Source organism: Rhizobium sp. BR 314 (genome assembly GCF_047445805.1).
Lineage (GTDB): Bacteria > Pseudomonadota > Alphaproteobacteria > Rhizobiales > Rhizobiaceae > Rhizobium > Rhizobium lusitanum_B.
In genome coordinates this window covers 368,849-383,943 of sequence record NZ_JARWLA010000003.1, presented here as the reverse complement: position 1 = coordinate 383,943, position 15,095 = coordinate 368,849, and the positions used below count along the sequence as shown (strand labels likewise).

At 60.4% G+C, this 15,095-nt stretch carries 16 protein-coding genes; 6 read left to right on the top strand and 10 right to left on the bottom strand.

All coding sequences use genetic code 11. From position 1 onward, the window contains the following. Positions 1-14: 14 nt before the first annotated feature. Positions 15-1,028 carry a DUF2125 domain-containing protein gene (locus QD461_RS06765; protein WP_414087017.1) on the top strand — a complete coding sequence of 338 codons (1,014 nt, stop codon included), beginning with the start codon at positions 15-17 and terminating at the stop codon, positions 1,026-1,028. A gap of 104 nt (positions 1,029-1,132) precedes the next feature. On the opposite strand, the gene QD461_RS06760 is transcribed toward QD461_RS06765, so the two are convergent. The 4 genes from QD461_RS06760 to QD461_RS06745 form a co-directional block, all read right to left on the bottom strand. Next, on the bottom strand, positions 1,133-1,561 hold the full coding sequence (locus QD461_RS06760; RefSeq protein ID WP_414087016.1) for a GNAT family N-acetyltransferase: 429 nt from the start codon (positions 1,559-1,561) through the stop codon (positions 1,133-1,135). A gap of 27 nt (positions 1,562-1,588) precedes the next feature. Beyond that, the gene (locus QD461_RS06755; protein WP_414087015.1) at positions 1,589-2,518 is read right to left on the bottom strand and encodes a prephenate/arogenate dehydrogenase family protein; all 930 of its coding nucleotides are present in this window, start codon (positions 2,516-2,518) and stop codon (positions 1,589-1,591) included. After that, positions 2,515-3,624, bottom strand: coding sequence for a histidinol-phosphate transaminase (hisC, locus tag QD461_RS06750; protein WP_414087014.1), 1,110 nt, complete (start codon positions 3,622-3,624; stop codon positions 2,515-2,517). Before hisC ends, QD461_RS06755 begins: the two co-directional genes overlap by 4 nt. Positions 3,625-3,726: 102 nt before the next feature. After that, positions 3,727-4,470 (bottom strand): class I SAM-dependent methyltransferase, encoded by a 744-nt coding sequence (locus QD461_RS06745; protein ID WP_414087084.1) that lies wholly within the window; start codon positions 4,468-4,470, stop codon positions 3,727-3,729. Positions 4,471-4,558: 88 nt separating this feature from the next. On the opposite strand from QD461_RS06745, the gene gloB reads away from it, so the two are divergent. The 3 genes from gloB to QD461_RS06730 all read left to right on the top strand — a co-directional run bounded on the left by gloB (position 4,559) and on the right by QD461_RS06730 (position 7,041). After that, positions 4,559-5,329, top strand: coding sequence for a hydroxyacylglutathione hydrolase (gene gloB / locus QD461_RS06740; protein ID WP_414087013.1), 771 nt, complete (start codon positions 4,559-4,561; stop codon positions 5,327-5,329). Continuing rightward, positions 5,329-5,754 carry a cupin domain-containing protein gene (locus tag QD461_RS06735; protein ID WP_414087012.1) on the top strand — a complete coding sequence of 142 codons (426 nt, stop codon included), beginning with the start codon at positions 5,329-5,331 and terminating at the stop codon, positions 5,752-5,754. The genes gloB and QD461_RS06735 overlap by 1 nt, the downstream gene beginning before the upstream one ends. Before the next feature lie 129 nt (positions 5,755-5,883). Next, complete coding sequence (locus QD461_RS06730) at positions 5,884-7,041, top strand: esterase (protein WP_414087011.1); 1,158 nt, start codon at positions 5,884-5,886, stop codon at positions 7,039-7,041. A 21-nt stretch (positions 7,042-7,062) separates the two neighbouring features. Here QD461_RS06730 and QD461_RS06725 read toward each other — a convergent pair whose 3' ends face one another. Both QD461_RS06725 and QD461_RS06720 read right to left on the bottom strand, forming a co-directional pair. After that, entirely contained in the window at positions 7,063-7,962 is a 900-nt protein-coding gene (locus tag QD461_RS06725) for a DMT family transporter (RefSeq protein ID WP_414087010.1), read from the bottom strand. A gap of 40 nt (positions 7,963-8,002) precedes the next feature. Then, complete coding sequence (locus QD461_RS06720; protein WP_414087009.1) at positions 8,003-8,779, bottom strand: DUF3108 domain-containing protein; 777 nt, start codon at positions 8,777-8,779, stop codon at positions 8,003-8,005. A 237-nt stretch (positions 8,780-9,016) separates the two neighbouring features. Between QD461_RS06720 and rpmB the strand changes: the two genes are divergently transcribed. Then, positions 9,017-9,316: a 50S ribosomal protein L28 gene (rpmB, locus tag QD461_RS06715; protein WP_004107717.1), complete on the top strand. Its 300-nt coding sequence runs from the start codon at positions 9,017-9,019 to the stop codon at positions 9,314-9,316. 114 nt (positions 9,317-9,430) lie between these two features. Further along, on the top strand, positions 9,431-10,066 hold the full coding sequence (locus QD461_RS06710) for a queuosine precursor transporter (RefSeq protein ID WP_414087008.1): 636 nt from the start codon (positions 9,431-9,433) through the stop codon (positions 10,064-10,066). A 108-nt stretch (positions 10,067-10,174) separates the two neighbouring features. Here QD461_RS06710 and QD461_RS06705 read toward each other — a convergent pair whose 3' ends face one another. From QD461_RS06705 to cobS, 4 genes are all read right to left on the bottom strand, one after another. Next, entirely contained in the window at positions 10,175-10,927 is a 753-nt protein-coding gene (locus QD461_RS06705; RefSeq protein WP_414087007.1) for an alpha/beta fold hydrolase, read from the bottom strand. A gap of 102 nt (positions 10,928-11,029) precedes the next feature. Then, the gene (locus QD461_RS06700; RefSeq protein WP_414087082.1) at positions 11,030-12,025 is read right to left on the bottom strand and encodes an esterase-like activity of phytase family protein; all 996 of its coding nucleotides are present in this window, start codon (positions 12,023-12,025) and stop codon (positions 11,030-11,032) included. Positions 12,026-12,132: 107 nt separating this feature from the next. Next, positions 12,133-14,034 carry a cobaltochelatase subunit CobT gene (gene cobT / locus QD461_RS06695; RefSeq protein WP_414087006.1) on the bottom strand — a complete coding sequence of 634 codons (1,902 nt, stop codon included), beginning with the start codon at positions 14,032-14,034 and terminating at the stop codon, positions 12,133-12,135. A 17-nt stretch (positions 14,035-14,051) separates the two neighbouring features. Then, positions 14,052-15,041: a cobaltochelatase subunit CobS gene (cobS, locus tag QD461_RS06690; protein ID WP_184710006.1), complete on the bottom strand. Its 990-nt coding sequence runs from the start codon at positions 15,039-15,041 to the stop codon at positions 14,052-14,054. Positions 15,042-15,095: the final 54 nt, after the last annotated feature.

Genomic DNA, 15,095 nt, shown 5'->3' with positions numbered 1-15,095 from the left:
CATTGGAGAACAACATGGCAGCGTCAAGCCAGAGCGTAGCAACCGGCCGAGGCAAACGTCTTTGGCTCGTTCTGCTCGGTCTGTTGGTCGTCCTCGCCGCGCTCTATACCGGGGGATGGTATTACGCGACCGGCTTCGTAAGATCCAACGTTCTGAAGGCACTCGGCCAACAGAACAGCGCCGGCATTGCAGGCAAGTGCGAGAACATGGCTTTCAACGGCTTCCCCTTCTCCATCGGGCTGACCTGCGACACGGTGACGGTAGACAACCAGACCAGAGGCGTCTCGGCCAACTTCGACATGCTGAGCGCATCCGCACCGGTGTTCCAGCCCAACCACGTCAACTGGACCCTCAAGTCGCCGGCAGAATTGCGCACGAGCGAGGGCCTGACGGTATCGGCGGAATGGACGGATCTACAATCAAGCCTTGTTGCCAAAGGTCGCGGCGTCGCGCAGAGCCAGGCCGTCATAAACGGGCTGAAGGCAGCCATCGTCTCGTCCTTCACAGGCCAGAGCGCCAACCTGACCGCCGCCCGCACTGAAATGCATGCGAGCCAGAACGGCGACGATCTGGACTTCGCAATCGGCATCGAAAACGCCAATGCGGTGATCAAAGACTTCCCGCAGACACTACCCACCGCTTCGACCAGCGCCAACCTGACGCTATCGGGCAAGGCGGGATTGCTCGACGGCAGCGATCGCGAAGGCCTTCACGGTGCCGCGGGTGTCCTGCACCAAGCCGTCATCGACATCGGCGACGGCCGCGTCATGACGCTCTCCGGCCCCTTCAATTTCGACGAGGACGGCTTGTTGTCCGGCCAGTTCAAGCTTGAGATCAATCAAATCGGCCCTTGGGGCGATAGTCTGAGCACAACGCTTCCCACCGCCAAGAACATCATCAAGACGGCAACGAAGATGCTGAAGGCTCTGGCAAGCGGCGCCGACAAGGTCTCCGTCGATCTGACGGCGGATCGCGGCCGCCTTTCGCTCAGCGGCTTCATCCCGCTCGGGAAAATTCCGCCGATCTGAGGTTGGAAACACTTCCAGAAGAGCGCGCAGAGGTTCTCCCTCCGGAATGCTCAAGGAGGAAGAGGAAGGGCGCTGCTGCGATTCTAGGGAAAAGCGCGAACACCTTATGCCTCAGGCGTGCCCGAGATGTCCTTCAGGAAGAATATCTCCGGGCTCGACTGGAGAATGCGAAGATCGATGCTGCCTGCGGCCTTGAACCCATTGCGGCGATGCCAGGCCTGAGGCTCGGCTTCCGCCCATTCGCTTGAGGTCATCAGATGCTGCGCGCCTTCTTCCGCCATAGCCCTTTCCCAGGCCCGAAAGAGAGCCGTGCCCGCGCCGGAACGCTGTAGCGAAGGCGGCACGCGGATCATGTCCATATAGGGTATCTTGCCCCAGAAGCGGCTGAATCGCAGGAAGCCGGCGAGTTGACCATCATGCTCGACAACGAAATATTCTTCGAACTGGATGCAGCGCTTGATCCAATCCTCGCTCGCATCGTCGTGCTCGATGAGCCAAGGCAGGTCTTCGGAGCGCCCGCGTCTGACGATCATGAGCGCCCTTCCGTCGCGTAAGGCTGCCTATTCCTTCGTATCCAGGGCGTGGCGACCGAAATCCGGCGCGTCGACGTCCTGGCCGGCCTCGACGATCGAACGACGGATGGCGCGGGTACGGGTGAAGAGTTCGAAAATCTTGTCGCCCTCGCCCCAGCGGATCGCCCGCTGCAGCGATGCGAGATCTTCCGAAAAGCGCGACAGCATTTCGAGGATTGCATCGCGATTGTGCAGGCAGACGTCACGCCACATGGTCGGATCGGACGCGGCAAGGCGGGTAAAATCGCGGAAGCCGGAGGCCGAATATTTGATGACTTCCGACTCGGTCACTGTCTCCAGATCATCGGCGGTGCCGACGATGTTGTAGGCGATAAGATGCGGCAGATGCGAAACGATCGCCAGTACCTTGTCGTGATGTTCCGGATCCATTTCATCGACGCGGGAGCCTAGAGTTTCCCAGAAATCGCGAAGCCTCTTGATCGCGGCTTCGTCAGTGCCCGGAACCGGAGTGAAGATGCACCAGCGTCCCTTGAACAATCCGGGAAAACCGGCATCAGGACCTGATTTCTCCGTGCCAGCCAGCGGGTGGCCAGGAATGAAGTGCACGTTGGATGGCATATGCGGCTGCATCTGCGCAATGACCGACGCCTTGGTCGAACCGACGTCGGTAACGATGGCGCCCGGCTTCAAATGAGCCGCGATTTCCTTGGCGACGCTCTCCGAGGCACCGACCGGCACCGAAACGATGACGAGGTCGGCGTCCTTGACCGCTTCGGCCGAGGACGGCGTATAGCGATCGCCAAGCTTCAATTCTTCGGCGCGCTTCAGCGTCTCGGCGCTGCGGGTCGAGATCACCACTTCCTTGGCAAGGCCAAGCCGCTTGAGGTCATGAGCGATGGAAGAGCCGATCAGGCCGATGCCGATCAGCGTGATGCGATCGAACTTGATGCTGCTCATGCCTTGCGTCCCATAAACTCCGTCAGCGCATCGATGAAGCCGAGATTGGCTTCTTCGGTGCCGATGCTCATACGCAGCGAATTCGGGAAGCCATAGGCGCGCACTGCGCGCACGATGTAGCCGCGGCTGGTGAGGAAATCGTCAGCCTCGACGGCGCGCTTGCCATCGACATCGGGGAAATGGATGAGAACGAAGTTAGTAACCGACGGCGTGACCTTGAGACCAATGGCCTCAAGCGCAGCCGTGACCTTCTCGAGCCACTGCAAATTGAATGCGACTGTGTCAGCCGTGAAGGCCTGGTCGCGAACGGCAGCAGCACCGGCGGCAATCGCCGCACTGTTCATGTTGAACGGACCGCGCACGCGGTTGACGGCGTCGATGATATCGACCGGCGCATACATCCAGCCGACGCGCAATGCCGCAAGCCCATAGACCTTCGAGAAGGTACGGGTCATCACGACGTTCTGGTTGGCAGAAACGAGTTCGAGGCCGGCTTCGTAATCGTTGCGGCGGACATATTCCGCATAGGCGGCGTCGAGCACGAGGATGACATGCTTCGGCAGGCCTGCCTGCAACCGGCGAATTTCGCTGACCGGGACATAGGTGCCGGTCGGGTTGCCCGGATTGGCGATGAAGACCATCTTGGTCTTCTTGGTAACGGCGGCAAGGATCGCATCGACGTCGACGGTGCAATCCCTTTCCTTGACCGTGACCGGCGTCGCGCCGGCGGCCATGATCTGGATCTTGTAGACCAGGAATCCATGCTCGGTGATGATGCCTTCATCGCCCGTGCCGAGATAGGTGTGGCAAAGCAGACCCAGCAGCTCGTCGGAACCATTGCCGCAGATGATATTGGCGATGTTCAGCCCGTGTACGTCGGCGATCGCCTGACGCAGTTCCTTGGCCTGACCGTCAGGATAACGCTCCAGCTGGCCGGCAGCCGCACGGAAGGCTTCGATGGCCTTGGGGCTGGCGCCAAGCGGCGTCTCGTTGGAAGAGAGCTTGAAGACGCGCTCGACGCCCGGTGCATGCTCCTTGCCCGGCACATAGGCAGCGATATCGAGAATACCGGAACGCGGGACGGGCTTGCTCATTTCCATGCTCATGGGATCGACCTTGTAAAGGGGCGGAAAATTCCGTCTTGAAACACCCCGTCGCATTAAAGCGGAAACGCGGTTTTGTCGAGGGTCAGCGCCGCATCGATCGTATCAGGCGCCGTCGCGCGTCGTCGGTATGCCGCGTGGCGCAAGCACGGGCACGAAGACGCGGCGCGATGCGCGCACGGCGACAGGCAGGCCCTGATAGAGCCGCTTCTGAGCCTCGACGATGATGACCCCGGAAAAAGCCGGCCAGAGCGTACGGCCGACCCTTTCGAAGGCGCGGCGTAGGCTCAGAACAGTACGCAGCTTAGAAGGCGGGAAGAACAGCGCTTCGGCCGTCGCACCGGGCGTGAAATTGGTTTCCCTGAGCAGCGAGGTCAACTGGCCGCGCGAATATGGCCGGCCGGAACCGAAGGGCGTATGCTCCATCCGCGCCCAGACACCACGACGGTTCGGCACCGCGATGACAAGCCGCCCACCGGGCGCCAGCACGCGCCAAAGCTCCTTCAGCGTCTCGCGCGGGCTTTCGGCAAACTCCAGCGAATGCACCATCAGCACACGGTCGATCGAGCTGTCGGGCAGCGGCAGCTCTTCGTCGAATATCAGCGCCGTGGACGATGCCGATCCCAGCGGCCAGTTCACCGCACCCTGCCCTGCTGGCATGAAGGCGAAGGTGCGCTCGGTATCGGCGCGGAAGCGGTCGAGATAGGGAACGGCGTAGCCGAGACCGACAAGCCGTTCTTCCGGCATGCGCGCCCAGATGGAGGAAAGCGCCATGGCGATCGACTGCTCCGCCAAGCGGCCGAGCTCGGAATGATAAAACTGGCGGAGATCGACAATATCGGCGTGCATCGAACAAATGTTATCAGCCAAGCGTTGGACTTCAAGGCCGAACGACTTACATTCTCTACCAACGTAAAAGACGAGGACGATTTCAATCATGAAACCATTGGAATTAGAGATATTTATCTGCCGTTCCGACAATTACGGCGTCTTGGTCCATGATCCGGAAACCGGGCAGACGGCATCGATCGACGCTCCGGACGCAAATGCGATCCAGAAGGCGGCCGAGCGTCGCGGTTGGACGCTTAGCCACATCCTGACGACCCATCATCACACAGACCACGTCGAAGGCAATCTGGCATTGAAGGAGCAGTTCGGCTGCGAGATCATCGGCCCGATCAATGAAGCCGTCGCTATTCCGGGCCTCGATCGCGCCGTCGGTGACGCCGACACCTTCGAGTTCGCCGGTCATACGGTCAATGTCATCGAAACGCCCGGCCATACCGCCGGTCACATCTGCTATCACTTCGCCGACGACAAGCTGCTCTTTGCCGCCGACACGCTGTTTGCGCTCGGCTGCGGCCGCCTGTTCGAACGCACGCCAGCCGACATGTGGGCTTCGCTGCAAAAGCTGGCCATGCTGCCTGATGAGACGGCCGTCTATTTCGGCCATGAATATACGCTCTCCAATGCCCGCTTCGCACTGAGTATCGACCCCGACAACGAACGGCTGCTGGCGCGCGCGGCCGATATCGAGGCGCTGAGGGCCGCCGGCAAGTTCACCATTCCGACGACGCTGGCGCTGGAGAAGGAAACCAACCCGTTCCTGCGGGCCGCCGATCCCTCGATCCGTCGCAACCTGCTGATGGAAACTCGCGGCAACGACGAAGTCTTCGCCGAGATCCGTAAGCGCAAGGACAATTTCTGATGCAGGTGAAAGAGATCATCGAAACGCTTTCGATGCAGCGGCATCCGGAAGGCGGCTGGTACGTGGAAACGTTTCGCGACGAAAATGGCGGCGCACGCGGCCATTCCACCGCGATCTACTATCTGCTCGAAGCCGGCGAGCGCTCGCATTGGCACCGGGTGCGCGATGCAGCCGAGATCTGGCATTACTACGCCGGTGCACCGCTTGCACTGCATCGCTCCGCCGACGGCAAAGCCAGCGAGACGCTGGTGCTCGGCCTCGATCTCGCAAAGGGCGAACGGCCGCAGGCCATCATTCCGACCAACTGGTGGCAATCGGCAGAAAGCCTTGGCGAATTCACGCTTGTCGGCTGCACCGTCGCGCCCGGTTTCGAATTCTCAAGCTTCGAGATGGCACCGCCGGACTGGAACCCAGCCTCAAGCTGAACCCCTTACCTTTCGTTGATATCACGCGACAGGACGGCGCGGAGCGACAGCCTTGAAAAAGCGCGGCGCTGTCTCAGCTTTACACGGGGGGAGAGAGAGAAGAGTGGTTCATCCGGAGGAGGTTTTTTCGTGCGGTTGTTGTTATCCTTGCTCGTCGCTGCGGGCTGCGTCATGAGCGCCCCTGCATTTGCCCTTGATGCGCCGGCGTCGCCGCCGGGCGAAAAGCCTCTAAAGAACTTCGTGACCTCGGTTGAGACGGACGGTTCGATCACGTTCCGCCTTTTCGCCCCTTTAGCGAAGGCCGTCTCCGTCGGCCTCGGTGCGCGCGATCCCATCGCCATGCAAAAGAGCGACGACGGCACCTGGAGCGCGAAGACCGAGGTCCTGAAGCCCGATCTCTACGAGTATTACTTCAACATCGACGGCTTCCGCAGCATCGACACCGGCACCAACGCGCCGAAGCCGCAGCGGCACGTCAATACCAGCCTCATCCTCGTACCCGGCAGCATTCTCGATATCCGGAAGGTGCCGCATGGCGACCTGCGGCTGGTGACCCTGCATTCCAAGGCGCTGAACTCGGAACGGCAGATGTATGTCTACACGCCGCCCGACTATAGCGACGCCTCTAAGCCGCTGCCTGTACTCTATCTCTATCACGGCTTCGGCGACACGGTCGGCTCATGGGTTGCGCAAGGGCGCGCGCCGCAGATCCTCGATAATCTCCTCGCCGAGAAAAAGATCGAACCGATGATTGTCGTGATCCCCGACACGGAAACCGACGTGCCGGATGCGATCGCCGAGAACATGCCCGCTTCGGACATCCGCAAGGTGTTCTTTCCAGCCAATGCGGAAGCGGCCGATCGTGAGCTTGTCGAAGACCTGATTCCCTATATGAAGGAGCACTATCGGGTGCGGAACGATGCGGACGGCCGCGCCGTCGCCGGTCTTTCGCAGGGCGGCTACCAGGCCCTTGTCTCCGGCCTCTCGCATCTCGGCACCTTCGCCTGGGTCGCGACCTTCAGCGGCGTTAGCACCGTGAGCTCACCGAACAAGGCGGTCGATGCGGCGCTGAACGAGCAGGAGAAGATCAACAAGGCGCTGCGCAATTTCACGGTGACGGTCGGCAGCAGGGACGACGTCGTCGGCAAGGACGTGGCCGGCCTGAAGGCGGCGCTCGAAGAGAAGAAGATCAAGCACGAGTATCACGAATATCCAGACCTCCAGCATGAGATGGCTGTCTGGCGGCCGTCGCTCGTGGCCTTCCTGGAAAAGGTCTTCAGGAAATAGCGGGCAGCGATTGCGACGGAACTATTCCGCCGCTTCCGCCTGTGCCGATTGTGCGCTCTCCCGGCGCAGTATCATGCGATGAGCGGCAAGCACGGCGCCGCCGGTCACGAGCAGGCAGGCAAGCGCAATGCCCCAGCTCGGCTCCGCGAAACCAAACAGCGTCAGGATCAGCGTCGACAGCAGCGGTGCGGCATAGCTCGCCGCTCCGAGAATCTGGATATCGCCGTTCTTGACGCCATAGTCCCAGGCATAGAAGGCCGCTCCGACTGGAAAAAGGCCAAGCCCGAGCACGGCCACCCATTGCCCTGCGCTCTCCGGCCAGATCGTCTCCTCAAGGCCGAGATGGCAGAAGAAGGAGAGGATTGCCGTGACGAGGCAGAAGATGGTGACGACATCGGTTGAAACCGCCTCGAAGCGACGCGTGATCAGCGAATAGCCGGACCAGGTGAAGGCACACAGGAACGCCGCCCCGTAGCCGACCGCATAGGCGCCTTCGAAATGAAAACCGTTGCGCCCGACAATGAGGACCGTGCCCGCCAATCCCATGAGCGCGCCGACGATATGATACCAGCGCAGCCGCTCGCCGGGGAGCAATGCGGAGCCGACGACGATCAACAGCGGCCAGAGATAGGCGATGAGCCCTGCTTCCACCGCCGGCGCATGACGCAGCGCGGTAAAATACAGGAAATGATAGCCGAACAGGCCGGCGATGCCCGTGATCCAGACCTTCGCCGGCTGCCGGAGCAATTGCAAACGCTCCGGTTTCAGCAGCAGGACGACGATGCCTGGAACGCTGCCGATGGCAAAGCAGATGGCGAGCAGCTGAAATGGCTGCATCTTACCGGACGCCACCGTCAAAAGCGCCAGGAACGACCACATCAGGATGGCCGAAAAGCCCGTCAATGTCGCACGAAACTTCACCCCTGCCCCCAGCTCGTTACCGCGGACATCCTCCGGCCCGCTAGCTGCCGTATTTCACGGCCGTAATCGTCACCGTCCCGTATTGCGTCGGTATGCGGACGTAGACTGGAGCATATACATTCATGGCATCCGCCTTGGCAAACCAGATCTCCATATTGTCGCTCTTGGCGAGATAGAGATAATCCTTACGTGTGCTCTTGTAGCCGCTCTTCGGCATGAATCGCACGCCGCAAGCAACCGTCTTGCCCTTGAAGCCATCGGTCGAAAAAGGATGCGAGCCCTTCGGCGACAGTTTCAGATCCATCCGCATCTCGCCGTCGAAAACAGCCAGCGTCTGGTTGCAGAGATTGAGGCTTGGCGTGATCGGAAAGATCATGCCGGAAATCGGATCGAGCACGGATTTCAGGTCCGCGTCGGTGATGGGAACCCAGTTGTCCGGCCGCTTCGGCTCGGGCGTAATCGTGTTCGAGGTCACGCTGCCATTGGTATAGGCGACGTCGTAGGTGCGTTCCTTCTTCCCGCTCTTGTAGAAGAGCGTGTAGTGTGAAGCCTGCAGCTTGTTGTCGTCGACGACCCCGGTCACATCGGTCCTGGCATCGATCGATGTCACGAGATCTGCAAGCCCCGCAGAGGTGATATTGCCGCGGATGGTGAATTGCTTTCCGGTGACCTCGGTCTTGAAATCCGCCCGGGCGATCGGCAGGCCGGCCAGTGAAACGCGATAGCGCGTTTCATGCCGCAGCACGTCGGCCAATGCCATCGACGGCATCGACGCAACGATTGCTGAAATAAGAAGCCACTTCCGAATTTGAACCATGATCAGGGCCTTCAACGAGGATCAGGCAGGATATATAGATACGATGTCCGCCCGCTGCGAGCGCCAGACAACAGCAGCTTTTTGACGGAATTGCGGGAAAACACAAGGTTTGGCTTGACGCGGCCAGCCTCTCTGACTATAGAACCGCAACTTTCCAATTATGGCCCGTTGGATTGCGTGCCGGGTGTTGCCCGGGATGTTTATCCGATGGCCGAGAAAAACAAAAGTAGGTGTACCATGTCCCGCATGTGCGAATTGACCGGCAAGGCCGTCCTCGTGGGCAACAACGTTAGCCACGCCAACAACAAGACCAAGCGTCGGTTCCTGCCGAACCTTTGCCAGGTCACGCTGATCTCCGACGTTCTCGGCCAGCGCTATCGCCTGCGCGTTTCCGCTGCTGCGCTTCGCTCGGTTGAACATCGCGGTGGTCTCGACGCTTTCCTCATCAAGGCAAGCGAAAACGAACTCAGCATGCGCGCTCGGCTGCTGCGTCGTCAGATCGTCAAGAAGTCTGCTGAAGCTGCTGTTGCTGCCTAAGCACTAGCGTTTCGCGACATCATACCGGCTAAGAGGCTTGTACGGATAGGATCCGCTCAGGCCTTTTTCCATGTCCGGTTTACTTCAACTGGTGGCATCTCCCAGGATAAAAAAATGCTGACAGCACGTCATACCCTTGTCTACGTTATGCTGATGACGCTGGTCGTCGTCGCCTCGAATATCCTCGTGCAGTATCCGCTGCAGGCCACGCTAGCCGGCATCAATCTTGCGGATATCCTGACCTGGGGCGCCTTCACCTATCCTGTCGCCTTCCTCATCACTGACTTGACCAATCGCCAGTTCGGCCCGAAGGCTGCGCGCAAGGTGGTGTTTGCCGGCTTCGTCGTCGGCGTCGCCCTGTCGTTCTATACGGCACAGCCTCGCATCGCGATTGCCTCCGGCTCGGCCTATCTCGCCGGCCAACTGCTCGATATCTCGGTCTTCAACCGCCTCCGCCGCATGGCCTGGTGGCGCGCTCCCCTGTTCGGCTCGCTGATCGGCTCGATGCTGGATACGATGATCTTCTTCTCCTTTGCTTTTGCGCCCTTCTTCGTCTTCTTTGGTCCGAACGATCCTTTCGCGACCGATTGGGCGCCGATCCTTGGCGCGTTCGCCACCTCGGCACCGCGTTGGATTTCCTGGGCGATCGGCGATTTCTCGGTGAAGGTGACCGTCGGCCTCGTCATGCTGCTGCCCTATGGCGCACTGATGAACACCCTGAAGCCGATATCGCAGGCGCCAACTGCCTGAGCGGTTAATTGTTCGGCGCGGATCGCTCTCGGTTCGCGCCGAAACGTTCTCTGAGGGAGTTTACGCATTCCGGACGGAAAACCGTTGCGCACTTTTCCTGGAGTTGCTCTAGCGATAAGACAGGCAGGTCAGAACGGCGGCTGCGAATGCGGCCGGATTTTCCGCCATCATCAAATGGCCGGTGTCGGCGATATTGAGCCGCGCCGTGCAGAGATCATTCGCCCAATCGGAAACATCCCAACCTTCCGCGGAACGACGCCCGGCGATGAGATAGACGGGAATGTCGGACTGCAGGACACTGCGGACAGCATCGAGATAAGCGGCCTCTCCCGTCGTCGCCACAACCGCCTTGGCTTGTGCCTTGATCGTCGAGGCTGGCTGATTCGCAAGCCAAGCTCTCGCAAGTGACGACGTCCATTCGTTGATTTGCACGCCGGCACCGGCAATCCACGCGTCCGGATCGGCCTCATAACCGGCGACGATGCGAGCCACTTCGTCGTCCGGCTTCACGGCAATCTGCCCCGACCAGAACGCATCCTTCAAAGTGAAATTACCCTCAACACTCGTCAGCGATTCGACGAGCTCGGGAAAATGCCGGGCGACGAGCACCGAAACTGCACCACCGACCGAATGTCCAACTAGATGCACCTTGCACGCACCAATACCGGATATGAAATCTGCGATGTGGCGCGCTTGATCGAGAAGGGTCAGGCTACCGGTATTTGCCCTACGATTGCGGCCATAGCCAATAAGATCCGGAGCATGAATCTCGGCATTGCCGAAAGCAGCCAAGATCTTGGGATCATTCAGGCTGCCAAAAAGCCCATGCACCAGGACGATAGGTTTGTCGGGAATAGACATGTCGAAGAATCCCATTGTTGGAGCTAAGCGTCGCTTAGCTCGTCACAGAAATTTCCTAGATGCGGCAGTTCGATCCTAAGAATAAATCGGTCTTCGTCGCCTCTAGTTTTGGCTGACGAGATTTTCGTCACGCAAGCGAAATTCCAGCATCAGACTGCGCTGCAGGATCGAATGGTTATCATCCGAGATCAGAATGAGGTGAAGGGAGCCATCGGCGGCGCGAAAAACGTCTATGCCTTCCATATTATCGATCTGGTCTCGGGCGTTGGCCTCGAATATTACGTTGCCGTCCACCACGGCGTCCGGCTTGATATCCGCGGCGGCAATGCGGCGGATGCGCACGCCAAGACCATGTGCCAGCCCGAAGCGCCGCTCTAGCAACAAGAGGTCGCCATCGGGCAGGAAGACGCCGTCGCTGACGTCGAAACCATCATAGTGGCGGACGGCGAAGCGACCGTGCAGCGGGCCGTCGAGAATGGCTGCCACCATGTTGCCCTGCTCATCGAGGCTATCTTCCGTGATGATGACGGCCGCTCCCGCAAGCGGGCTCGATTGCGGCGCGATCATCAGCGCTTCGAGGCTGCGGTTGGAACGCAGCTGCAGCCTCGGAATGGGGATCGGCAAGCTATTGTCCGGCGGCGAAATCTCGAAACCCGGATCGGGATAGATATCGACGCGATGATATTGCTCATAACTCACGAGGACATGATCGTCGCGCAACGCCAGGCCCTCGGCGTCCATCGCCCCCGTTCCCGCGTCGATGCTGCCGCGGCGATCCATCATCGGCATGATGCGTGCGTCGGCAATGCCTTTCAGCCGCCCCTTCTCATCGCGCTTAATAACACCCGTCAGCCAGTGCCCGGTATCCAGCACCGAAACGAAATGCCGCTGATCGGGACGAACGCGGATAGCTGAGATGGCGCCTAAAAGCGCATTGTCCGAGCTAAGCTCAAGACCGCCGATAAACTCCAGAGCTCCGAACTGCGTTTGCTGCGAACCAGGCCTGAAGGTTGAGATGACGTTCGCACGGATATTGGCTGGACCGCCATCGTCGACCTTATCTGCGGCATCGCATCCAGCAAGCGGCAATGCTAGCATCGCTGTCACGATGATGATGGACACCTTGGCACGCCAGCCCTTGCGGCAGGTGTCGGCAAAGAATGGCATCGGCCCGGAGGCCGATGCGAAAGGAAGCCGGAGCGGGCTCAGCTTGCGCGGCGCATGCGCGAACGCGGCATGCTTGCCTGGTCCTCGAACAGCGAGGCAAGTTGCTCGGTCATGGCACCGGCAAGCTCGTCGGCGTCGACGATCGTGACGGCACGGCGATAGTAACGCGTCACGTCGTGACCGATACCGATCGCCAGCAACTCGACAGGCGATCGCGTCTCGATCTGGTCGATGACAGCGCGCAGATGCCGCTCCAGATAATTGCCCGGATTGACCGACAGCGTGGAATCATCGACCGGCGCGCCGTCCGAAATCATCATCAGGATACGACGCTGTTCGCGGCGACCGAGCAGGCGGTTATGCGCCCAGATCAGTGCTTCGCCGTCGATATTCTCCTTGAGCAGGCCCTCGCGCATCATCAGACCAAGATTGCTGCGCGACCGGCGATAGGGCTCGTCCGCAGACTTGTAGATGATGTGACGCAGGTCGTTCAGGCGGCCCGGTGTCTGCGGCTTGCCGCTGGCGAGCCACTTTTCACGCGCTTGTCCGCCCTTCCAGGCCTTGGTGGTGAAGCCGAGAATCTCGACCTTCACGCCACAGCGCTCGAGTGTCCGGGCAAGAATGTCCGCGCAGGAGGCCGCAACGGTGATCGGCCGCCCACGCATCGAGCCGGAATTGTCGATCAGCAGCGTCACGACCGTATCGCGGAACTGCGTATCGCGCTCCATCTTGAAGGACAGCGCCTGCATCGGGTCGATGATCAGGCGCGTCAGGCGCGCCGGATCGAGATAACCCTCTTCCAGATCGAAGTCCCACGAGCGGTTCTGCTGCGCCATGAGGCGACGCTGCAACCGGTTGGCAAGCCGGCCCACGGCGCCCTGCAGATGCGCAAGCTGCTTGTCGAGGAAGGCGCGCAGGCGCTCGAGTTCGGCCACGTCGCATAGTTCCTGTGCGGTCGTGGTCTCGTCGAACTCCTCGGTGTAGACGTGATAGTCGACCTTTTCGTTGAAGTCGGCGAAAGGCGTGTTCGGACGGCGGGTCTCGCCCGGCGTTTCCGAATCTTCCTCGCCCTCTTCGCTCATGTCGTCGTCGGAGATCTCGCCGCCGTCTTCAGTCGCGCCATCCTCCATCTGCTCGTCGGAGGCTTCGCTGTCTTCGGCCGGCGCGGCATCGGAGCCTTCGTCTTCCTTGACGTCGTCGTTATCCTGATCTTCGCCGTTCGGCTTGTCTTCTTCGCTCTGCTGGTCTTCGCTGTCAGGCTCGGACTGCTCGTCGCCATATTCCTCGGCCATTTCCATGGCCGACAGCATGTTGCGGACGACGCGGGCAAAGCTCTGCTGGTCGTTGATGGCAGACAGCAGATTGTCGAGTTCGCCGCCAGTCTTTTCCTCGATGAATGGGCGCCAAAGGTCGAGAACCTTGCCGGCGCTCTCCGGCGGCTTCTGACCGGTCAGCTTCTCGCGAACGATCATCGCCATGGCTTCGCCGATCGGCGCATCTTCCTGCCGCTCGATACCGGAGAAATTCGCCTTGGCGTATTTTTCCGCATTCATCGAACTGATGTTCGCGGCAACGCCGCTCATCCGCAGCGAGCCGATCGATTCCACGCGGGCCTGCTCGACGGCATCGAAGATGCTGCGGGCATCGGACCCCTGCGGCGCCATGACGGCATGGACGCGGGCGTCATGACAGGCAAGACGCAGCGCCATCGAATCGCCAAGCCCGCGGGTTACCGCGAGCTCATGTGCTGTCGGCCGCTTCGAAAGTTCCGGCAAGCGAATACGCTCACCGGTCATCCCCGGACGTTCATTGGCGAATGCAACTTCGACCTCGGCATCGCCGGCGATCGAGCGCACGCAGCCTGTGATCGCCCGGCGCAACGGCTCCATGTCCACCGGGGCACCCGGCTTCGCTTTGGAATTATCTCCGCGACCTGACATGATGTGTCGGCTTTTCCTTAGGCTTCGAGCACGATGTTGGCAGCACTTTCCTTCAGCTCGACGCCGAAGGCGCGCTGATAGTGCTCGGCGACCAGCGGCCGTTCCAGCTCATCGCACTTGTTGAGGAAGGTCACACGGAAGGCAAAGGCGACGTCGCCGAAGATCTCTGCATTCTCAGCCCAGGTGATGACGGTACGCGGGCTCATGACGGTCGACAGGTCGCCGTTCATGAAGGCCGCACGCGTCAGGTCGGCAACGCGGACCATCTTGGAAACGGTGTCGCGGCCCTTCTCTGTGCGGAAGGACTTCACCTTCGCCAGCACGATGTCAACTTCGTTGTTGTGCGGCAGGTAGTTCAACGTCGTCACGATAGACCAGCGGTCCATCTGCGCCTGGTTGATCTGCTGCGTGCCGTGATAGAGGCCCGTGGTGTCACCGAGGCCGATCGTGTTGGCGGTCGCAAACAGGCGGAAGGCCGGGTGAGGACGAATGACACGGCTCTGGTCTAGCAGGGTCAGGCGGCCTGAGGATTCCAGAACGCGCTGGATGACGAACATCACGTCCGGACGGCCGGCATCGTATTCGTCGAAGACGAGTGCGACATTGTGCTGGTAGGCCCAGGGCAGAATACCGTCCTTGAATTCGGTGACCTGCAGCCCGTCCTTGACGACGATCGCATCCTTGCCGACGAGATCGATACGGCTGACATGGCTATCGAGGTTGATACGCACGCACGGCCAGTTGAGGCGCGCGGCAACCTGCTCGATGTGGGAGGACTTGCCGGTGCCGTGATAGCCTGAGATCATCACGCGGCGGTTGTGGGCGAAGCCCGCGAGGATGGCGAGCGTGGTCTCGCGGTCGAAGAGATAGTCCGCGTCGAGATCGGGTACGTAGGCACCGCCCTTGCTATAGGCGGGAACGCGAATGTCGGAATCAATGCCGAAGACTTCACGGACCGAAACGGTGGTGTCGGGAATCTCGGAAATATCAAGGTCAATCTTGCTCATCATGTCTCCAGGGCGGGTGGCGTTCACCCTGCCATACCAATCTCAGCCATTTTT